We start from the raw sequence: 19,634 nt of genomic DNA, 5'->3' as shown, positions 1-19,634 counted from the left end.
TACTTCTTTATGGAAGGAGGAGTTAAGAATGGAACAAATAAATAGTGCGGTAATTTTAAAGCAAGAAGAAACGGGTGTGAAGGCACATTTTTTATGGGGTGCATTGATTGTGTTGATGATGGCCCAAATTGGGACATCAGGTGATAATGCCATTTTAGGTGTAGCAACAGCATCATTGATTAAAACATTAAATGCTTCAATGAATGACATACAGTTGGCAAATATGGTGTATTCATTATGCGCTGGCTGTTTCATGGTTGTGGGAGGAATGCTAGGAATCATTATTGGATGGAAACGAAATTTTCAAATAGGAGCAACTTTATGTATGCTTGGCGAGTTAGCGTTATCACTTTCACCTTCCATCCTTATGTTTACATGGGGAGGGCGATTATTCGTCGGCATTGGAGCCAGCCTAATGATTCCTTCTGTATTGGGATTAATAGCGGGCATCTATAAAGGAAAAGATAGAGCGTTAGCATTTGGCGCCATTGGTGCCGCGACAGGAATAGCTTCTGCCATGGGGCCTATAGTTGCTGGACTACTGATCGACACTGCAGGCTGGAGAGTAGCGTTTGGATGCCTGGCTATTTACTTCGCTATCGTTTTGGCTGGATCATTGCTGGTACCAAAAGTCGAAAAGGCAACAAGTAAATTAAAAATGGATTATGTAGGAACGATTATTGCGGCAATAGGGTTATTCTTACTATTAATAGGGATATCCAAAATTTCAACATGGGGATTGATTAGCCCGATAAATGCACCGATTACTATTTTTGGCATTTCACCAGCTTTACCGATGGCCATTTTGGGTTTAGTCATATTAATTATTTTAGTGCCTGTAGAGCGGAAGATTGAAGAGAAAAATGGCTGTGCACTAATTCCTCGGTCATTTTTATCAACACCACAGGTAAGAAATGGTTTGTATGGATCAGCTATGTTGTTCTTATGTCTTGGCGGCGCCGTTATGGTAGTCAATCCGTATTTACAAATTGTTGGGGGATTCAATGCATTAAAAACGGGTGTTGCGATGATTGCAATGGGATTGCCAATGTTTTTATTTTCAATGGGTATGCCTAAATATTTCCCGAAAGCTTCTCCTAAAAAAGTGATGCGATTAGGCATATTATTAGCAGGTATTGCTGTTATACCAATGGCAATGTCATTAAAGAATGATGGAGTCTCAGTCTTGATGTATATTGGATTATTCATCTTCGGAACAGGACAAGGATTGGTTTCATCTCAAAACTCCAATATCGTTGCCGATGCAGTCAATAGCCGTGATGCCCAGCAATCTGGAGGCATTCAGGCCACTTCAAGAAACGTTGGACAGGCAATCGGTGTGGCTATTCTTGGTATGGTGATGCTGTTTTCCATGTCAAGTGCCATGCATTCTCAAGTCAACGATCAATCTTCCTTGTCAGCTGCGACTAAGTCGCATTTAACGCAGCAAAGTTCATTCAGTTTTGTGAGTGATTCTAATTTTAAACAAATGATGAATCCGATTGTGAAGAATAAAACAGAATTGAATCAGCTAACAGATATGAATGCGAATGCCAGAAAGAACTCTACTAAAATGGCGTTATATGTAATGGGGATTTTAACACTATTATTCTTATTCGGCACAAAAAATGTTCCTGATAAGTTGTCTTAAAATAATCACAACAATATAGGAGGGGTTCATATGAAAATAGTGAAAGCAAAAAAAATATATACGGTCGATGCTGATTTTACGACAGGAACTGGTTTGGTAATGAATGAGGGAAAGGTTGTGGAAGTTGGGGACTTTGATGAGTTATTGACAAAATATGAAGGGGAGGTTGATTACTCATACAGTGAGCAATATATATATCCGGGGTTTGTTGAACCACATTGCCACGGCATTTTTTCCAGTATTGTTTTTGGGGCGGGGCCGTTGATTGATTTTAAAAAGTGGGACTTTGGGAAATATGGCCATTATCCAGCATGCCTTTCCCATGATGAAATGATGAAGCGATTGAAGGAGTCATTCGCGGAAGGCGGCCGGGAGAACTATATATTTTACGGCTATAATAAGCAATATCATGGAGAGATCACCCGCAAAGAATTGGATGAAATGATGCCTGATGCCCCTGTTGTCTTATTGCATAGTACAGGACATGGCGCCATCTTCAATACAGTTGGGATGAAAAAATTCGGTTTTGATCAAAGGGATAAAAATACGTATGGCTGCGGGTTAAATGAAGATGGGGATTATAATGGGGTGTTCACGGAAGCTGCCTATATGCCGTTTATGGGAAGCTTCTATCAACAAGTAAATACACCAGAGGTGCTTGAGGAAGGACGGAAGAAATTTTTAGAAAACGCTAAAATCCATGGTGTCATTGCTGTATCCGAATATATGGGAGGAGCGTCTGCAGGTTTATATCCTGAACTGGATTTTTACACTAAGCTTGCGACAAATGAATATCCGGTGCATGTTTCATTCTTGATTAACTTCCAAAATTCTTTAATTAGAAATGAAAATGATGCTGATAAAACATTTGAAGAAATCCAAAGTCTATTGAAAAAATATGATCATGAAAATTTCAAATTCATGAAGGCTCTGAAATTCTTTTTTGACGGCGCGGTCATTGACCATCAAATAAAGCTTTCAGAACCGTTGACAAATGGTTACAGCGATGATTGGAATTATAAATTTCTCAACCATGATATCGACACTTTTGTGAATGACGTTAAGAGATACTGGGAAAACGGGTATGATTTCTATGTACACTCCCAGGGGGATGAATCTCAAATAACCTTTGCTAAAAAAATCAAAGAACTATTGGAGCTTTATCCACGTGAAGATTATATTGCATCCATTCAGCACTTTGCTTTTGAAGATGATGAATTCTTCCAGTTTGTAAAAGAAAGCGATTTACATTTGCAAATTTCTGCTCTTCCACGCTATATGGATGTCTGGAATAAATGGAAGGAAGCAGGTTTGTATCCCGATAAGTTTCTTACAAAAGAGTTTTTGCGCTTAAAGGACGTACTGGATGACAGTGAGCATTTCCATTTATCCTTTCACAGCGATGCAATGAATAATCCTACAACGCCATTATATGAAGTCTATAAAGCTGTGACACGCCGCGATATAAATGATCATTTGATTAATGATGATCCGTCGCAATGTATTGATGTTCAATCTGGCTTAAAGGCTATCACGATAGAAGCGGCAAAGCAAAATAGAAATGAGGACCAATTTGGCAGCCTTGAGCCAAATAAGAGAGCATCCTTTGTTGTGTTTGACAACGATTTCATGAATGGTGATGCAGATTTATTGAAGCAACCCGTAAAACATTTAGTGATGGATGGTAAAGAAGTTCCTTTTTCCTGAAACCTGTAAACATAATGAAAAAAGGCTGTTTTCCTGAGTGAAGCCGTTTTCACTGGGCGTAAGATGAATTTCAGGGTCCCATGGAAAATAAGAATACGTTAGAAAGCAGCCTTAAGAAGACATGAAAAATCCTGCATTTTATCCAAATAGTGTTGAACGATTGTGGAATGGGCAATCGTTCAACACTATTTGAAAATATGAAAACACCCTAATCAGAATCAGGTGAATAATTATGGAATCAACTATGATAAGGAATCAAGTAACTTCAAAAACCAGCAGTAAGTTCCAATGGGCCGCTTTAATCGTATTGATGATGGCTCAAATAGGAACATCAGGGGATAATGCTATACTTCTTGTAGCGACCTCATCCTTTGTAGATTCTCTGCATGCTACAATCGGTGAAGTCCAATTAGCAAATACAGTCTATTCTTTATGTGCGGGAAGCTTCGTCATTATCGGCGGAATGCTTGGGATCATTATAGGGTGGAAAAGAATTTTCCGCATAGGGGCAATGCTTTGTGCATTGGGAGAGTTGGTTGTCGCTATATCGCCTACGATTGAAGTTCTTACATGGGGAGGCCGCCTTACAATTGGATTAGGTGCAAGCTTAATGATTCCTTCTGTATTAGGATTAATTCCAACGATTTATAAAGGGAATGAGCGTGCTATCGCTTTTGGTGCGGCTGGAGCAGCTGCTGGTATAGGGTTATGTATAGGGCCTATCCTTGCAGGTGTATTAATTGATTCATTAGGATGGAGATTTGCTTTTGGTTGTATGGCTGTATACTTTATTTTGGTTGTTTTTGCATCCTATGTCATCCCGAACAGTAAACGGACTGCAGAGAAGGCCAAGATGGATTATGTAGGTGCTTCCATGACAGCGGCAGGCCTCTTTTTTATCATTATATCTATTTCAAAATGTTCTTCATGGGGCATTATAGAACCTTTGGATGCTCCATTCACTGTATTCGGGATATCTCCGTCTATACCTATGTGCTTGTTTGGTGCAGCCATTTTATGCTTGCTGGTTCCCGTTGAAAAACGTATAGAATTGAAACGTGGCTCAGCCTTAATTCCACAGTCCTTTTTGAAAACCCCTCAGGTGCGCGATGGTTCCATGCTGCAAGGCATGCTTTTCTTGATCCTGGGAGGGGAAGGTATATTAATCAATACGTATCTGCAATTAGTGGGAGGCTTTAACTCAACAACAACGGGTTTAGCAGTCGTATCAATGGCTTTTCCGATGATCGCTTTGTCTATCGGCCTTCCACGCTATTGGCCAAAGGCTTCTCCAAAATGGATTTGCCGCAGCGGTATTATCATTGCTGCCCTTTCAACAATTATCCTTTCAATGTCTCTTGAAAATAACGGAGTTTTTGTAACTTTATATATAGGTTTGTTTATGATGGGAAGCGGACTTGGACTAGTTTCATCCCAGGCTTCCGATATAGTGGCTACAGCCGTAAATCCACGTGATGCCCAGCAGTCAAGCGGATTTCAAATTGCAGCTAGGGACGTGGGGCAAGCGGTTGGGGTTGCGGTATTAGGAATGGTGCTTCTATTTGTCCTTAATGGTGTAATGCATCAGGAAATCAAACAATCCAACTTAATTGGCGAGCAAACAAAAGATAAAATAGTTGAATTGAAAAATATCAATTTTATGTCCAATCAAGCATTTACTGAATATGTTCAGCCAATCGCTAAAAACTCCCAGGAAGTTACTGCGTTAAGCCAGATCAATGAACATGCTAGAAAAAGAGCGACTCAGGCGGGCGTATTGGCCATGGGGATCATCGTTTTCCTATTTTTATTTGGGACTAGAAATATCCCTGAAAAAAAATAAGTTCGGTTTCACGATTAGGTATGAAAACAAACGTGATGATGGAGGATATAGAAAAAGAAAAAACATGGAAAAGGTTTTCCATGTTTTTTAGGTTCTTATTTTTCAAGTTGATTGCGTGTGATAACTTTATCGATCAAGCCGTATTCCATTGCTTTTTCTGCTGGCATGAAATTATCGCGCTCTGTATCTTTTTCGATTGTTTCAAGAGGCTGTCCAGTACGCTCGGACAAGATTTTGTTTAATTTGTCGCGCAAGTAAAGGATGCGGCGTGCAGCGATCTCGATTTCTGTAGCCTGGCCTTGAGCTCCGCCAAGTGGTTGGTGAATCATGACTTCACTGCTTGGCAAAGCATAGCGCTTGCCTTTTTCGCCGGCAGCCAATAGGAATGCACCCATTGAAGCAGCCATACCGATGCAGATTGTAGATACTTTTGGCTTAATGTATTGCATTGTATCGTAGATAGCCATACCAGCTGTTATGCTTCCGCCTGGGCTGTTGATATAAATAGTGATATCTTTATCCGGATTTTCAGCTTCCAAGAATAATAGCTGCGCTACGATGGAGTTGGCAACATTATCATCAATTTGGCTGCCAAGCATAATGATGCGGTCTTTCAACAGGCGTGAATAAATATCATATGCACGTTCACCGCGATTTGTTTGTTCAATAACTGTAGGTATTAAATTCATCGTATTTGTTCCTCCTTGAATAGAGAATGATTGGATAATTCTCAACGTAATCGTTGTAAGTCTATGATACACTTTTTGGTCAATTTAGGTCAAACAAATAAAACCAAGGATTGTAAAAATCATAAACTCCTTCTAATATTAGTATGTAAGCACCTTACCATGATACCCAAAAGGGTGCTTTTTAAAACTTCTCACTATGATTGTTCATATTATTCATTGCAATGTTAGAATAATTATCTTATAATAGGTAACAGACTGTTACATAATTAACTATCATGCCCTCGTGGTGCAACGGATAGCACGTAAGATTCCGGTTCTTAAAATGGGGGTTCGATTCCCTCCGAGGGCGTTACCAATACACTAAAGAAATAGTTTGAAGTAGCACAAAACCTTGATACAAAAGGATTTTCCTACTTTTGAATCTTAAAGAGTTTCCTAAAGAAAACAATACTTTTTGAAAATGTTTTGCACTTATTTTGCACAAAGATCAAACAGTATTGTGAAGTTCTTTCATTGTCTTATCAACTTGTCTTGATTCTTTTTGCTCCATCTCATCTAAAACATGGGAATAAGTTTGCAAGGTTGTAACTATATCTTTATGTCCAAGGCGTCTGGATAAATATTTTATATTTACACCGTTATAAAGCAGCATAGAAGCGTGTGTATGCCGAAGAGAATGGCAAGTAATGGCTTTGATACCAATTTTGTTACATAGGGTTTTTAAAGTCTTATTTACAGCATTATTACTTACTAAAGACATTTTAGTATTTATAAAACATAAATTTTTTTTATTTCTTAATCCTGTCTGTAAAGCAAATTCATTTTGCAACTTCTTAAGATCTTTTAACATTTCACATGTATCATCATCTATTGTAATTATTCTTTTTGATTGAAAATTTTTAGTATCTCCGAAATCATTTTTATCTTTAAAGTCCCAAGATTTATTAATGTTTACTGTTTTATTTTCAAAATCTACACAGTCCCACGTTAAACCCATAATTTCTGAAAATCTTGCTCCGGTAGATATAGCAAATAAAATAATAAATCGTGATATATATTTTGGATTTAAATCCTTTTTAATTTCTGCTATTAAAACTTTCACTTCCTCGAAATTTAGATACTTCAGTTCCTCTGATTTTTCACTTTTTCCACCTTTTATTACTGTTTTATAAGTGGGATCCTTAGTAATTATTTCATCTTCGATTGCATTTTTTATACACTCTTTGATGTATGTGTGTCTTTTTTTTACAGTTTCAGTTGAGTAATTTATAGAAATATCGTTAATAAATTTCTGATACAAACTTCTTGTTAATTCTTTCATCTTTAAGCCTATAAAATGTTTTTCCACTAACTTAACTGATAATTGGATATTCTTTTCATGGGAAAGACTGTACTTTCCTTTCTTATAAATTTCATACCAGTTTCTCATATAGTCTGAAAATAACTGATCTGCAGCGCTGATATCAAAACCGGTGTGTAACTTTTTTTCTAACTCTGCAGCAGCAATTTCGGCTTCTTTTTTTGTCCTGAACCCACCTTTTGTTTTTGTTTTATATTTTCCATTCTCCTTATAGGAGACTCGATAGCGCCAGTTGTTATTCACTTTCTGGATACTGGCCATTACATCACCTCATAAGCAATTTAAATAGCTACTCCATATTTTTGTTGATAATGATCTATAGCCTCTATTAAAAAATCTTCTGTAACATCCAGCTCTTCAGCCAATTGAAATATATTTTCGCAAGAATATTTTGTAATCTGAATTTTAGTTAAAGGAATTATATAATGGTGTCCCCATCTTCTTGCTAAAATTTCTTGTTTAATTGAGTTTAGACTATTTTTATCTAGAACGTCACCATGGTTCATGAAATGATGCCCTAACTCTTCAGCTAGAATGCACTTCTTTTCGCATATAGTTAAATCTTGATCTAACAGGATTGTGTGATCACTATACATACCCCTTAGTTGACCAGGAAGAGATTTCTCGATTAGTTCTATACCGTGTTGTTCTATATCATTCAGAACATCAAATATATTCATTCAGACCATCCTCAATTAATTCGTATGGTGAAGTTACTTCTTATTGCGTTTACTAAGGACATATTTCTTAAAGTTTTCAATTTCTTGTAATTCGTCCTCTGTAAAACATTCACCATCATGATGTGCTGCTATTGTTTTTACTCCATCATCAATTCCTAGAAGATAATCTAAAGATGTTCCAAAAAACTCCACTAATTTACGAGCGTAATCTAACCTAGGTTCTTCACGATCATTTTCCCATTTTGATACCATGCCTTTATTTATAGAGGTACCATAAAGAGAATTGAGTTCATTACATAAACCTTCTTGACTAAGGCCGTTCTGCTGCCTTAGTTTTTTCAATTTCACCCCTAGACTTTCCATCTCGAATTCCTCCACTAATTTAGATACATCTAAATTATATATATAAGGTTTCGAAAATGCAATATATTTTTAAAGAAAGTTATTGACAACGAAACTATGATTGGTAAAATATGAATATAGAGTTTCGGTTTCGAAACGACAGATTAAATCAAGTTTAGATAATAGGTGGTGAAAAAATGAAAGAGATTAGAAGGAGACACACACCTTATCGAAAGTTCAAAGCATTCCTAGTAGAACAAGGAATTGAACAAAGAGAGGTAGCCAAACTACTTGAAAAATCTGTTTCAGCTTTAAATCAAAATTTAAATGGAACTGGAGGAGATTTTTCCTTAACCGAAGTAAGAAAAATCTGTTGTGCATATAACATAAGTTCCGATGCGTATTTTGTACATCATGGTTTCGAAAACGATAACTATAAAATTGGTATTGGATAAGTGGGAGGTTTCGATAATGGAAAAACTTTGGTGGACCATGAAAGATCTCGAAGAAGTCACTGGATATAGTGATGACTGGTTAAAAGAAAATATCCTCCTGAAGACATGTTATAAAAGGGTGCTTGACCTTGATAACGGAGGGTTCGTCTACTATCCAGAAAAACGAGGAGAAAAGTGGATGTTTATAGCTTCAAGGATGAAGGAATTTTTGGAGAATCGTTTCAGTGAAATATTCAATAAACAAACAACATGAAATGAATCCATTTGAAAGGAGGTGAGAACGTGGACTTTGAAGCAAAAACAAGAACAGACCTAATCGGTCAAACTGGTTCAATCACAAGAATTTTTTTATTGTGGATGCAAAGGAATATCCAACAGGCGTATCTGTCCGAGTGGCTGACAGCAGGGGTGAAGAGTATTGGACAGGCCTTGAAGATATAGAAATTGATAGATAAGGAGGATGGTCTGAATGAAAATCAAAGCTGGTGAATGGAAGGCATTGTCCACAGATACTAAGCAAACGATATTGAAATTGTGCGCTAAGAAAAAATAAGGAGATGGAATAATGCAGCTACAAGTTATAGAACAGAATGGACAAAGAGTTTTGTTAACTAGTCAATTGGCTGAAAGTTATGGAGCGACGACTGACGTTGTTACCAGAAATTTCAATCGTAACAAAGAACGGTACGTTGAAGAAAAACATTTTTTCACTTTAGAGGGTGACGAAAAAATTAGATTTTTAGACCGCGGACAATTTGACCGAGGTTTAAGGAATACTAAGACACTATATTTGTGGACTGAAAAAGGAGCCTTTCTCCATGCTAAATCTTTAAATACTGATCAAGCATGGGGAGTTTATGAGAAATTAGTTGATTCATATTTTAACAAAGTCAAAATCCTTTCTGAAAAGGAACAACTAATGGCTTCCATGAAGTTATCTCTTGAAAATTCGGAAGAACTGAATTCCTTGAAGACGGATGTAATGGAGATAAAAAGGCAGGTTAGTGAGGAAATTGTCTTAAATCATGGTCAGCAACAATCCTTGCAGCACGCCATAAAGAAACGTGTTGAGAGTATTAAGGAGGACTATGATTTAAGCAAGAATCAATTGTATTCCCAAATTCACAGCCATCTTAGACGAGCTTTTGCAGCTCCTAAGTACATTTTTGTTAAAAGAAAAGACTTCGATGAAGCTATGGACTGGGTTAGATCATGGCGTCCCTTAATATAAAAAATAAATCCATTGCGTCAACAATGGATTACAAACAAAAATATCTATTACAAGTATATACATTCGGACAAGCATTATGTCAAGGAAGTGAAGAAAATGAGTAGATTGCTTCTAGATGATAAACCTTTAATCATATTACCTTCTTTAGCTGAAGTGATTGGTCTTAATGAAAGTATCATATTGCAACAATTACATTATTGGTTGAAGGAGAGTCAAAATTTCAAAGAAGGCTCTAGATGGGTTTATAACACATATGGTGATTGGCAAAAACAATTTCCGTTTTGGTCCGTAAGCACAATCAGAAGAACCATTACTAAATTAGAAAGCTTAGGGTTAATAATTGTTGGAAATTTCAATAAATTAAAAATCGATAATACTAAATGGTACCGAATTAATTATTCCAAACTTCAAGGCATGAACAGACCATCTGTTCAAAATGAGCAGATGGATTGTTCAAAATGGACAGATGGAGAGGTCAATATGAACAGGCCATTACCAGAGATTACTACAGAGACTACAACAGAGATTAAAAACATATCTATACCTTTTTCCAATATCATCGATTACTTAAATTTAAAAGCCAATACAAATTACAAATCCAGCACTAAAAAAACCAAGGACCTAATAAAGGCACGTTGGAATGAGGATTTTAAATTGGAGGATTTTAAAAGGGTCATAGATAAGAAAGTTTCCGAATGGATCAATGATCCTAATATGAATAAATACCTTCGACCAGAGACATTGTTTGGAACAAAATTTGAAGCTTATTTAAATCAAAAAGGTGGTGTTCAAAACGGAAAAGGTCAAACCACTAACTCGGATGAATGGGATTTCGACTTCTGATAAACGTTGTACAAATATCGATATCATCACAAATACCATTTGTAAACGGAAATTAATCATTGAGGATGGCAAAGAATTTTGCTTTTACTGTTCGATGATTGCTGCAGAAGACAAGCTTGTCAAAGATGAATTCGAGAGATTAATGGCCAATAAAGAAGTCAACCAATTGATGGATGCCTTTCGGGAAAAGAGCCTGATGAATCGGGATCTAGAAATTGCTACTTTAACCACTTATAAGCCAGAAACGGAAACCCAATCATTTGCTTTAAAAAAGGCCAGAGAATATATTGCTAGTTTCGATAAACAAAAAGGTCTTGTTCTTCAAGGGAGACCAGGCGTTGGGAAAAGTCATCTTGCTGCTTCCATCGTAAAGGAACTTATTCATAAAAAGAACACCGGCATTTTCATTTCTCTTCCTAGACTAATGACCGAGGTAAAAGCGACATACGGGAAAAAAAGTGACTTGCAAGAGGTTGAAATACTAACGGCTCTTCAAAAAGTAAATATTCTAGTCTTGGATGACTTAGGCGTGGAAATTGACGGTAAATCAGATAGTTCATCTGCATGGGCAAGAGGAAAGGTCTATGAAGTGATTGATAGTCGAGTGGGAATGGCGACAATTTACACCACTAATTTCACAGGAAAAGAATTACTCGATATGTATGGGGAAAGGGATTTTAGTCGAATGGTTCAATATTGCGAATCAGTTGTCATTGAAGGACCAAATTATAGAATGGAAAAATTCAAGAAGAACGGAAGGTGAGTACCAATGAATCGATCCCGTAAGAAACGACAGTTGAAACGGAGCCTCAAAAAGTTGGAGAAAGCCCGACACATGAAAAACTGGCGCAATTACTTTGTAAAGACAGGCTATCTGGATGAGTAAAGGAACCATACAGCAGTTAGGATTTACTGGCCCTCTCCCTTATTGCATTATTGTCTGGAGTAAAGATGGTCATAACCTATCAAAAACGATTTGTTATAGCCCTACTGATAAGGAACTTGCCTTGAGCCGTTTTTCAAATCAAGAAGATTATTATTCAACATACGATTCGGCTTTTGTTATTGATCAGCAAGATAAAATCACAGTGCATAAAAATAAATTCATCACTTGCTAAAAGGAGCTGTTTATTTTGAAAACTGTTCAACCCATTAGAGATAAAGGGAAAAATGAAGAAATGAAGCAGATATTGATGCTGCAGCATTACAGGAATTATTTCTTATTCCTTATGGGAATTAACACCGGTCTGCGTATCAGTGACCTTTTGGGCCTCACAGTTGGACAGGTCAGAGGAAAGAGCCATCTAATTCTAATCGAGCAAAAGACCGGCAAGAACAAGCGATTCAAAATAAACAGTGACCTTCAAGCACACATAACTGAATATAGTGCCGGCATGGATGATAAGGATTTTCTTTTCAAGTCTTTACGCGGTCAATGCCCGATTAAAAGGGTGCAGGCATGGAAGATACTTAACTCTGCTGCGGAAGTTGTTGGTCTAAATGAAATCGGTACCCATACACTGCGGAAGACCTTCGGCTATCACTTTTACCAGAAGTACAAGGACATTGCCATCCTGCAGGAGATATTTAACCACTCATCGCCAACGGTGACTATGCGGTATATAGGTATAAATCAAGACATCATAGATGAAGCAATTGAGGGATTCAGTCTATGAGAGGGTGTTTTTACATGACGAGTTGGATGGCTGGATTAACTGATAGCCAACTGGCAAGGACTTTAGCTTACACGATTGGTTATCTGCAGGGAACGGCTAATATAAAGACCTTCGACAATGAGGACCAATGTAATAAGGAATTCGCGGTCCGATTACTGGAAGGGATTGAAAAACATGCTCAAGAAGCTAAAAGGTCTGCTAAATAAATTTTGTATTGTGTTTACTAAATAAACATTATCGGGAGGTAATGTGAAATGGACAATCTTGATACATTCGCAAAGAGATTAAAAAAGCTTCGTGATATAGAAGGTATTACAGGAGCTCAGTTAGCAGAAGCAATTGGAAAGTCTCACACAGCTTTAAGAATGTGGGAAAGTGATCGAGCGTATCCGGATTATTTAACGATGAAGAAAATCGCAGATTATTTCGGATGCTCATATGACTTTTTGTTTGGGAAAAATAACTTGAAACTTGATAAGGTTCATCGGATTGAAAAGGGCATAGATGCACTTTTGAAGGAAATACACTCATAAATGAAATTTGTATTATGTTTCCTAAAAATTATTGAGGAGGATTAATCATGGATTTAAATAAAATGGTTGTTGCTAGTTTAGCGAAAATGGAGTCTGAGGGAAAGGTGCAGGAGATTGTTGATAAGCATGTTGCTTCAACAATTAATGATGTTGTAAAGGATCTGTTCGGTAATTGGAGTGACTTTTCCAAGGAGCTTAAAGAGACTGCAAAAGAAGCTCTACAAATCAATTTCAAGGATTTGAATCTAGCATCGTATAATCACTTAATTTTAAAAGCTATTAAGGATAAATTGGATGATGAAATTACAAATCAAGGTGTTGCACAAATCAAAAATCAAATCGATGGTTTGTTATCTGATACAAAGCGTGAATATAAGTTGTCAGATTTAGTGAAAGAACTGTCTAAGGAAATTGAAGATTTAAATGAAATTGGATATGACGAATATCACGAAATGAGTATGCATGTTGATGATCCTTACGGTTCGTATTGGATAGGGCTAGATGCGCGAAATGATATTGATGAATATTCTTGCAAGTATAGATTACATGTAAGTAAAGAAGGTGAATTGTACTCAGTTAAGATTAATGATGATGAGTACAGTAGAAAAAGGTTTATTCAAGATTTTGATATTAAGGCTGTAATGCGAGGTCTAAGTGGTCTCGAAGAAACGTTATTCAAAATCTATACAAGTGGAGCAAGAATTGTTGTAGATGAAGAAAAATGTGAATTAGAAATTTCTAATCCAGAGTATGATTGATCATTCCAAATAGGGGAGGAAGAAAGATGAGCATACGATTAAACCAAATTAGGGGCATTATAGGCGAACAAAAGAGAGAAGGGTATCGCATAAATAGCTTAAACGCACTTGATATGGAGTGGCTTATAGAACGGACTAAAAAAGCAGAAGAATTAGACCTTATAGCTCGAAAACAGAACGATGTTATTGAAAATCTTCATAAATTTATTTTCGGAAATGAAAATATCAAGGAAGAAGAAAGAGAGTTTATTCTTGCTAATTTGGATACAGTTATTCGTTTGTATTAGTTTGAATAGGCAACAGAAGAATTATTTTGTTTCGCAGTAGAAGGATTGTGCGACACAGAAAGGATGATTATAAAAAATGGATTTGAATACTATCAAAAAAAAAGATGATTCTGTTTGGCTATATATATTAAAGAATAAAACAGTTTTTGATACAGAACTAATAAAAGCAGAAAAAGATTGGCTCATTAAACAAGCAGAGAAACTTGAAAATATTGAAAAGGCGTGGCGTGAAGGAACAGGCGAAGATGTAGATATAGCACTACAGGAAGCATTTGAGTGATACAAATTCCGTAGATTAAGCGTAGGAAACAAAAGATTGATTATGTACGCTAATTAGAATTAATAAGGTTTATTGTTCTTCGAAAATTCAATAGTACGGTATTAATAATATTTCCTTTATAACCGTTGACGGTTATTAATATGTATGATATATTATATATATCAACCGATAACGGTTATAAAAGGAGAATGGGAAATGGATTACTTAGCCATCGCATTGGATATTATAAAAAATTATAAAAATAAATCTGTTGGGGTAAGAAGCTTATGTGATGATGAAAATTACGAAGTCGGTGATTATGCAAGAGAAAGTTATGAGTGGGATTTTGAAAATGATTGTTCAACTTATGATAGCGATGGCGAAGAAGGAGAAAGAACAAACGGCACTTGTGCTACTGAAATCGAATTAGAAGCTTGGCTAAGTGAAGAAGATGCTGAAGATCTAGCTGGAAGAATAGAAAAAGCTGTTGAATTCAACAAAATATACGGAGATAAGCAAGTTATCCTTGTTGGTGGTCATTTATCAAAAGATAGTCAATTAGACGAAGGCGAAGCTAGAATTGATAACGCTAAGGTTATTGCAAAGATATGAAAATAAAGGATTTAACAGGGAATACTTACGGTAGGTTAACCGTTATTAAAATAGCTGATAATAAGATAAATAACCGTATTGCGTGGGATTGTAAATGTGAATGTGGAAAGAGCATTACCATTAAAGGAGTTTACTTAACAACAGGTGAAACTAAATCATGTGGATGCTTGAAGAAATCTCAAGAAGAAGAAAATTTACGATACCAGTACGATGCAAAACGTGTTGATGGTGTGGTTACGTCTTTATTTAAAGGGCAAGTTCCACGCAGTGATAGCTCTACTGGATACAGAGGTGTGAGTAAGTATTACACTCGAAAATCGAAGGAGCTTCGCTATAGAGCATGGATAACGGTGGCAGGTAAGCAATATTACAAATCAGGGTTTAAAACGGCTGAAGATGCCTATTATAATGGGCGCTTGTTATTGGAAAATAAACACTTACCAAATCTGGAGGAAAACATCGATGAATAACAAAAGTGTATTAGATCTTATTATGGGTGTTAAAGAAGCTGGTGAGCTTTGGGGGCTTTCTCCAGATCGAGTTAAAGGATTATGTCAAAGTGGAGATGTAATTGCTCGTAAAATTGGTAACAGTTGGATTTTAGTAAAGGACCAAGAAAATCCAAAAAGCAGAAATAGAAATAAAAAATAACGTTTAAAAAATACCGTACTGTTCAATCGACAGGCGGTATTTTTATATATTTTTTTTAGAAACAAAAGAGTAAAGGAGGTTCTTTATGTACGTACCGTCAGTATATTTGGCTGCGCTGGAGGAGATAACGAATCCTTCACCTATTGTTACCAGGAGAAAAAGAGCACCTCTCACTGATTATGATAAAAAAGTCATTAAACAGAGAAAGGTTAAAAGGAAAGAGACAAAGGCAGCCAGGAAAAGAAATCGGAAGAAATGAAAATTTTGAGTGGAGGGAAGGCCAACATGAGCGTCCAGTATGGAGCAAATACAGTTGAAGAGCTTGTTAATGTCATCAGAACAAAAGGCCATGAAATGCTTCAATTTAGTGACTGTATGAATGGAATTGAAACGATAGAAATCACACTTGATGAAGATAAAAACTTCACTATTACAATTGATTAAGGAAAAGTAAAGTTGGCGAAAATGCGGGAGGAAAACCAGAAATGATCAAACCTATAAAAACAAAAATAGGAAAATCAAAGCAACGAGTAATATTTCATGATTCCCGAGAGGATGTACAAGCACTTGGGAAGGTTTGTAACGAATTGATCGACAAGGTTAATGAGATTATAGCCGTGGTCAATGGTATTAATTCTAAAAATAATTAAAAATAGACTACTGATAGAATTAAAAACCTACCCAGAATCTGAGTAGGTTAAAAAGAAAATGGTGATGCAAGAGAAGTAATGTATTATATGGAGTTTATTATCCCTTTGTGAATAAAAAAATTCCCATCTATAAAAGATGAGAAACGGGATTTAAACTTAAATTACCATATTTTCATGAAGGATACTACACTTTTTTATCTTGGAAGGGAAGAAGTATTCCCCTCCTTCTGATATACAGCACTGAGATGATGTTGCTATTAGTATTTTTACCTTAATATGGATTTTTTATTCAGGAAACACAATAAAGCAGTGAGTATCGGAGGGAGATTGCTCATGAAAATGATCGGACTTCATGACACCTGCATAGGATGCGGTGCAAAAGAGAATGGTCCTGAATGTGATTGTGAATGGACAACATGCAAGTGTGGAGCTTGGGATTGCTATGTAGGGGAAGACGGACATTACAGTTGTAAAAATTGTGGGTTTGAATCGGATTCTAGTATGTATTAAAAGCAGTGAGTTTAAATGAGGGAGAATAAAATATGAAAGAAGCTAATGTAGGAGAATCTTATACATTTAAACATCGGAAGTTTCCAGGCTCAATTGTAGTTAGTCAAATTGGGAAAGTGATTGGTTCAGGTACTACCGCAGATGGTATTAATTATGTGCAAACTGACGTTGGTTCACATACAAAGAAGTATTTTAAAGCAATATGTCCTATAAAGGGGTGAAATAATGCTTAAAGAGAGGTTAATGGATTGGTGGTTTGATAAGGGAAATAAAAACATATCCATCTGTAATTTTAAGCAAATTCGAAAACGTAGTTTTGAAAAATACGGCAATGACACTGATATAAATACTAAGCGCAAATGGGGTATTACTTCCAATGGAGCTGAAAAAGGCAACCCAAAACACACTTATTTAGATTGGTGCTTAGATTTAGGGCATATTCAGATTAATTATACAGACTACAATTTTAACCATAAGTACAGATTAAAGCAGTGAGTAAGTTATAGGAGGTCTTATGAATGTCCATTCCTTGGTATGAAAGAATTTATGCTTTATATAAAGGAGAAGAATTTATTACTGAAGGTAACATACGTCAGATCAGTATTGAAACCAAGAAAACAATTGATTTCTTACTCTACATGACCTATCCCTCTTACCGAAAAAGAATACAGAATAGTAAAAATAGATTGAATTTAGTTCTATTGGAAGATGATTAAAGGAGGTAAGGATTTTGAAAAATTATCTTACGCCAGAACATTATGCAATAGCTGAACTTAATGGAATTAGTGAAAAATCGTTAAAAAGTCGAGTTTATCACCAAGGATGGGATATAGAAAGAGCAATAATGCAGCCTGTTAAAAAACAGAACAGAGGCAAATGGAAAGAGTGGAAATTGATCGCTGAGAAATTCGGAATATCAAGAGTCACATTTAATAAGCGAATAAAAAAAGGATGGGATGAAAAAACAGCAGCCACACATCCTGTTAAAAGAAGGGGAAAGATAAATGCGCAGTAATCTTGAAAGACATTTAACACATCCTTTATATAGACAGGCCGAAAGCTATAGAGAAACCATCAGAAGAGAACAGATTATAAAAGGTTCAGAAAAATATTTGGAACCATTTAATCCTTCCTCTTGGACAGTACAACAACTTGCTGATCATGCTATGCAAGAAAATGTGGATCAAGCCCACTATATATATGGCATGAAAAAGCGCATGGAAGAACAAGAGATTTATATTAAAGAATTAGAAGGCAAGCTGTCATTGTATGAATCATCAGAGCTTGTAGATATGTAGGTCCTTATGGTCGAACAATTAAATATTTACCACGAATTAGGCCCTGCTGATGACCCAATTTTCAACCAACTTTCTATTTTAGATAATACAAGCCGGTTAACAATAGCTGGCTTGTATGTTCAAAAAAATCAGTTTGGATTATATGAACTTTGGAATAGTGACTATCATGAATGCTCCAGTACCTTAATGGGTTGTTATGAAAAGGTAAAGAACATGATTGAAACAAGGGAAGACAAGGAGAGATTAAATGAAAACAACCATTCCTAAACGCCAATTCTGTGAAACCATTTGTATAAACTGCCCTGGAAGCCTATGGGGAGAAAAAAGCATCTGCAGAGTACATCAGAAAAGCATTGGAGAAATTGAGGATTGTAAAGAATGGCACAAAGAAGAATTGCCGGTTTTAAAAATAGATGAAGATCAGATTTCCTTCTTGGATATTGAACCAGCCTTAGATATTGTTCAAAAAACTGAAGAGGACCTGAAAAATTATAAGTGGATGAGAAATGAAAGAGTAAGGTTAGCAAATGAGTTATTCAAGGATCCTTCTCTGTCAATTAGTTCAGGCGTGGCACAATATGGAGATGAAGCTGGTTTACCGAAAGGATCTTCTGGATTAAGCCAGGCAGAGCTAAAGAACTTAGATGATCGAGAGCAAAGGATGTATAAGAGGTACATTGAGTTAAACAGGAAGATTGAGAAAATGGACGCTGCTGTTATTTCTTTGGGGAATGAGAAAGAACGTACTGTATTAGAATGCATTATGGATGGAGAAACAATGACGGCAATTGCCATTCATATGAGTCTATCAAGGGTCCGGTTAAATGAAATAAAAAAGAGCATCGTTAAACAGCTGGCATGGTTAATATATAAAGAAGAATTGTCTGTTTAGGTTTACACATTTTACACTTTAAACAATTATTACAATGTTTGTGTTCCTTATTCTGAATTCGTTATAATGGTTATGGGAATTGAATTGGTTGGTAGCCATTTGAATATTAAGACGTTGCTAAAATGCAGCGTCTTTTCTTTTTGAAAGGAGACAAGCTTGTGAACTTTGTCCAGCCTATAAGAGATATGGAAAAGGTCGAAGCAATCAAGGCCTATCTCAAAAACAAAAATGAAAGAGACTATATCCTTTTTGTGACAGGAATAAATACAGGGTTAAGAATTTCAGATATTTTGAAACTAAAAGTCAAAGATGTAAAAGGTATGCATATTGCTATCAGGGAGCAAAAAACAGATAAGCAAAAGTGGATTAGGATAACACCTTCTTTAAAAAGAGAATTAAAGCATTTTATCCAAGGTATGAGTGATGATCACTTTATATTTAAAAGTAGAGAAGGCGTAAATAAACCCATTGGACGTTCAATGGCATATAAAATATTACGAGAAGTAGCTGATGAATTTAACCTTCAAAATATAGGGACTCATACATTAAGAAAGACATTTGGATACCACTTTTATTATCAACAAGGAAAAGATGTGGCGATGCTACAGGAAATATTTAATCACTCCTCACCTAATATCACTCGTCGTTATATAGGAGTTAACCAAGACATTATGGACAAAGCAATGGCTAATTTCAAAATTTAAATT

34 protein-coding genes and 1 tRNA gene are annotated in these 19,634 nt (G+C 36.1%); 31 read left to right on the top strand and 4 right to left on the bottom strand.

Going from position 1 to position 19,634, the window contains the following annotated elements; translation table 11 throughout:
* Positions 1-28 precede the first annotated feature (28 nt).
* The 3 genes from ABC357_RS17945 to ABC357_RS17935 all read left to right on the top strand — a co-directional run bounded on the left by ABC357_RS17945 (position 29) and on the right by ABC357_RS17935 (position 5,201).
* Positions 29-1,651 (top strand): MFS transporter, encoded by a 1,623-nt coding sequence (locus tag ABC357_RS17945; RefSeq protein ID WP_412888971.1) that lies wholly within the window; start codon positions 29-31, stop codon positions 1,649-1,651.
* 30 nt (positions 1,652-1,681) lie between these two features.
* The gene (locus tag ABC357_RS17940) at positions 1,682-3,358 is read left to right on the top strand and encodes an amidohydrolase (protein WP_412888970.1); all 1,677 of its coding nucleotides are present in this window, start codon (positions 1,682-1,684) and stop codon (positions 3,356-3,358) included.
* A gap of 232 nt (positions 3,359-3,590) precedes the next feature.
* Positions 3,591-5,201 carry an MFS transporter gene (locus tag ABC357_RS17935; RefSeq protein WP_412888969.1) on the top strand — a complete coding sequence of 537 codons (1,611 nt, stop codon included), beginning with the start codon at positions 3,591-3,593 and terminating at the stop codon, positions 5,199-5,201.
* Between the two features lie 95 nt (positions 5,202-5,296).
* On the opposite strand, the gene clpP is transcribed toward ABC357_RS17935, so the two are convergent.
* Positions 5,297-5,890: an ATP-dependent Clp endopeptidase proteolytic subunit ClpP gene (gene clpP, locus ABC357_RS17930; protein ID WP_412888968.1), complete on the bottom strand. Its 594-nt coding sequence runs from the start codon at positions 5,888-5,890 to the stop codon at positions 5,297-5,299.
* A gap of 277 nt (positions 5,891-6,167) precedes the next feature.
* Between clpP and ABC357_RS17925 the strand changes: the two genes are divergently transcribed.
* Positions 6,168-6,239: transfer RNA gene (locus ABC357_RS17925), tRNA-Arg, on the top strand.
* A 138-nt stretch (positions 6,240-6,377) separates the two neighbouring features.
* On the opposite strand, the gene ABC357_RS17920 is transcribed toward ABC357_RS17925, so the two are convergent.
* The 3 genes from ABC357_RS17920 to ABC357_RS17910 are packed head-to-tail and all read right to left on the bottom strand — an operon-like array spanning position 6,378 to position 8,293.
* Positions 6,378-7,511: a tyrosine-type recombinase/integrase gene (locus ABC357_RS17920; protein ID WP_412888967.1), complete on the bottom strand. Its 1,134-nt coding sequence runs from the start codon at positions 7,509-7,511 to the stop codon at positions 6,378-6,380.
* Between the two features lie 20 nt (positions 7,512-7,531).
* The gene (locus ABC357_RS17915; protein WP_412888966.1) at positions 7,532-7,930 is read right to left on the bottom strand and encodes an ImmA/IrrE family metallo-endopeptidase; all 399 of its coding nucleotides are present in this window, start codon (positions 7,928-7,930) and stop codon (positions 7,532-7,534) included.
* Positions 7,931-7,963: 33 nt separating this feature from the next.
* Positions 7,964-8,293 (bottom strand): helix-turn-helix domain-containing protein, encoded by a 330-nt coding sequence (locus tag ABC357_RS17910; RefSeq protein WP_412888965.1) that lies wholly within the window; start codon positions 8,291-8,293, stop codon positions 7,964-7,966.
* Positions 8,294-8,469: 176 nt separating this feature from the next.
* On the opposite strand from ABC357_RS17910, the gene ABC357_RS17905 reads away from it, so the two are divergent.
* The 27 genes from ABC357_RS17905 (at position 8,470) to ABC357_RS17775 (ending at position 19,631) form a co-directional block, all read left to right on the top strand.
* Positions 8,470-8,727 carry a helix-turn-helix domain-containing protein gene (locus ABC357_RS17905; RefSeq protein WP_412888964.1) on the top strand — a complete coding sequence of 86 codons (258 nt, stop codon included), beginning with the start codon at positions 8,470-8,472 and terminating at the stop codon, positions 8,725-8,727.
* Positions 8,728-8,743: 16 nt separating this feature from the next.
* Positions 8,744-8,980, top strand: coding sequence for a DUF771 domain-containing protein (locus ABC357_RS17900; protein ID WP_412888963.1), 237 nt, complete (start codon positions 8,744-8,746; stop codon positions 8,978-8,980).
* A 29-nt stretch (positions 8,981-9,009) separates the two neighbouring features.
* A complete protein-coding gene (locus ABC357_RS17895; protein WP_412888962.1) occupies positions 9,010-9,168 on the top strand; it encodes a hypothetical protein in 159 nt (52 codons plus the stop codon).
* A 124-nt stretch (positions 9,169-9,292) separates the two neighbouring features.
* Positions 9,293-9,958 (top strand): ORF6N domain-containing protein, encoded by a 666-nt coding sequence (locus ABC357_RS17890; protein ID WP_412888961.1) that lies wholly within the window; start codon positions 9,293-9,295, stop codon positions 9,956-9,958.
* A 96-nt stretch (positions 9,959-10,054) separates the two neighbouring features.
* Positions 10,055-10,801, top strand: coding sequence for a conserved phage C-terminal domain-containing protein (locus ABC357_RS17885; protein WP_412888960.1), 747 nt, complete (start codon positions 10,055-10,057; stop codon positions 10,799-10,801).
* Complete coding sequence (locus tag ABC357_RS17880) at positions 10,779-11,564, top strand: ATP-binding protein (RefSeq protein WP_412888959.1); 786 nt, start codon at positions 10,779-10,781, stop codon at positions 11,562-11,564. Before ABC357_RS17885 ends, ABC357_RS17880 begins: the two co-directional genes overlap by 23 nt.
* A gap of 115 nt (positions 11,565-11,679) precedes the next feature.
* Positions 11,680-11,919 carry a hypothetical protein gene (locus tag ABC357_RS17875; protein ID WP_412888958.1) on the top strand — a complete coding sequence of 80 codons (240 nt, stop codon included), beginning with the start codon at positions 11,680-11,682 and terminating at the stop codon, positions 11,917-11,919.
* A 15-nt stretch (positions 11,920-11,934) separates the two neighbouring features.
* Positions 11,935-12,477, top strand: coding sequence for a site-specific integrase (locus ABC357_RS17870; RefSeq protein WP_412888957.1), 543 nt, complete (start codon positions 11,935-11,937; stop codon positions 12,475-12,477).
* Between the two features lie 14 nt (positions 12,478-12,491).
* On the top strand, positions 12,492-12,683 hold the full coding sequence (locus ABC357_RS17865) for a hypothetical protein (protein WP_412888956.1): 192 nt from the start codon (positions 12,492-12,494) through the stop codon (positions 12,681-12,683).
* Between the two features lie 48 nt (positions 12,684-12,731).
* A complete protein-coding gene (locus ABC357_RS17860) occupies positions 12,732-13,010 on the top strand; it encodes a helix-turn-helix domain-containing protein (protein WP_412888955.1) in 279 nt (92 codons plus the stop codon).
* A 47-nt stretch (positions 13,011-13,057) separates the two neighbouring features.
* Positions 13,058-13,768, top strand: coding sequence for a hypothetical protein (locus ABC357_RS17855; RefSeq protein WP_412888954.1), 711 nt, complete (start codon positions 13,058-13,060; stop codon positions 13,766-13,768).
* Between the two features lie 26 nt (positions 13,769-13,794).
* A complete protein-coding gene (locus tag ABC357_RS17850; protein ID WP_412888953.1) occupies positions 13,795-14,055 on the top strand; it encodes a hypothetical protein in 261 nt (86 codons plus the stop codon).
* A gap of 76 nt (positions 14,056-14,131) precedes the next feature.
* Complete coding sequence (locus ABC357_RS17845; RefSeq protein ID WP_412888952.1) at positions 14,132-14,335, top strand: hypothetical protein; 204 nt, start codon at positions 14,132-14,134, stop codon at positions 14,333-14,335.
* Between the two features lie 195 nt (positions 14,336-14,530).
* Complete coding sequence (locus ABC357_RS17840) at positions 14,531-14,926, top strand: hypothetical protein (RefSeq protein ID WP_412888951.1); 396 nt, start codon at positions 14,531-14,533, stop codon at positions 14,924-14,926.
* Positions 14,923-15,396 (top strand): hypothetical protein, encoded by a 474-nt coding sequence (locus tag ABC357_RS17835; RefSeq protein ID WP_412888950.1) that lies wholly within the window; start codon positions 14,923-14,925, stop codon positions 15,394-15,396. Before ABC357_RS17840 ends, ABC357_RS17835 begins: the two co-directional genes overlap by 4 nt.
* Positions 15,389-15,577 carry a helix-turn-helix domain-containing protein gene (locus ABC357_RS17830; RefSeq protein WP_412888949.1) on the top strand — a complete coding sequence of 63 codons (189 nt, stop codon included), beginning with the start codon at positions 15,389-15,391 and terminating at the stop codon, positions 15,575-15,577. Before ABC357_RS17835 ends, ABC357_RS17830 begins: the two co-directional genes overlap by 8 nt.
* 85 nt (positions 15,578-15,662) lie before the next feature.
* Positions 15,663-15,836, top strand: coding sequence for a hypothetical protein (locus tag ABC357_RS17825; protein WP_412888948.1), 174 nt, complete (start codon positions 15,663-15,665; stop codon positions 15,834-15,836).
* 26 nt (positions 15,837-15,862) lie between these two features.
* The gene (locus tag ABC357_RS17820; protein ID WP_412888947.1) at positions 15,863-16,021 is read left to right on the top strand and encodes a hypothetical protein; all 159 of its coding nucleotides are present in this window, start codon (positions 15,863-15,865) and stop codon (positions 16,019-16,021) included.
* A gap of 41 nt (positions 16,022-16,062) precedes the next feature.
* Entirely contained in the window at positions 16,063-16,227 is a 165-nt protein-coding gene (locus tag ABC357_RS17815) for a hypothetical protein (RefSeq protein WP_412888946.1), read from the top strand.
* A gap of 542 nt (positions 16,228-16,769) precedes the next feature.
* Positions 16,770-16,958: a hypothetical protein gene (locus ABC357_RS17810; RefSeq protein ID WP_412888945.1), complete on the top strand. Its 189-nt coding sequence runs from the start codon at positions 16,770-16,772 to the stop codon at positions 16,956-16,958.
* 4 nt (positions 16,959-16,962) lie between these two features.
* On the top strand, positions 16,963-17,232 hold the full coding sequence (locus tag ABC357_RS17805; RefSeq protein WP_412888944.1) for a hypothetical protein: 270 nt from the start codon (positions 16,963-16,965) through the stop codon (positions 17,230-17,232).
* A 23-nt stretch (positions 17,233-17,255) separates the two neighbouring features.
* Entirely contained in the window at positions 17,256-17,453 is a 198-nt protein-coding gene (locus tag ABC357_RS17800; protein ID WP_412888943.1) for a hypothetical protein, read from the top strand.
* A 14-nt stretch (positions 17,454-17,467) separates the two neighbouring features.
* Positions 17,468-17,752, top strand: coding sequence for a hypothetical protein (locus tag ABC357_RS17795; RefSeq protein WP_412888942.1), 285 nt, complete (start codon positions 17,468-17,470; stop codon positions 17,750-17,752).
* Positions 17,742-18,035 carry a hypothetical protein gene (locus tag ABC357_RS17790; RefSeq protein ID WP_412888941.1) on the top strand — a complete coding sequence of 98 codons (294 nt, stop codon included), beginning with the start codon at positions 17,742-17,744 and terminating at the stop codon, positions 18,033-18,035. The genes ABC357_RS17795 and ABC357_RS17790 overlap by 11 nt, the downstream gene beginning before the upstream one ends.
* Positions 18,036-18,041: 6 nt before the next feature.
* On the top strand, positions 18,042-18,302 hold the full coding sequence (locus ABC357_RS17785; RefSeq protein ID WP_412888940.1) for a hypothetical protein: 261 nt from the start codon (positions 18,042-18,044) through the stop codon (positions 18,300-18,302).
* Positions 18,283-18,927 (top strand): hypothetical protein, encoded by a 645-nt coding sequence (locus ABC357_RS17780; protein ID WP_412888938.1) that lies wholly within the window; start codon positions 18,283-18,285, stop codon positions 18,925-18,927. Before ABC357_RS17785 ends, ABC357_RS17780 begins: the two co-directional genes overlap by 20 nt.
* A gap of 158 nt (positions 18,928-19,085) precedes the next feature.
* Entirely contained in the window at positions 19,086-19,631 is a 546-nt protein-coding gene (locus ABC357_RS17775) for a site-specific integrase (RefSeq protein ID WP_412888937.1), read from the top strand.
* Positions 19,632-19,634: the final 3 nt, after the last annotated feature.

It is taken from the genome of Bacillus kalamii (assembly GCF_047238185.1).
Lineage (GTDB): Bacteria > Bacillota > Bacilli > Bacillales > DSM-1321 > Bacillus_AD.
Note: the sequence above shows the minus strand (reverse complement) of the source record. Positions and strands in the feature narration are given on the sequence as shown.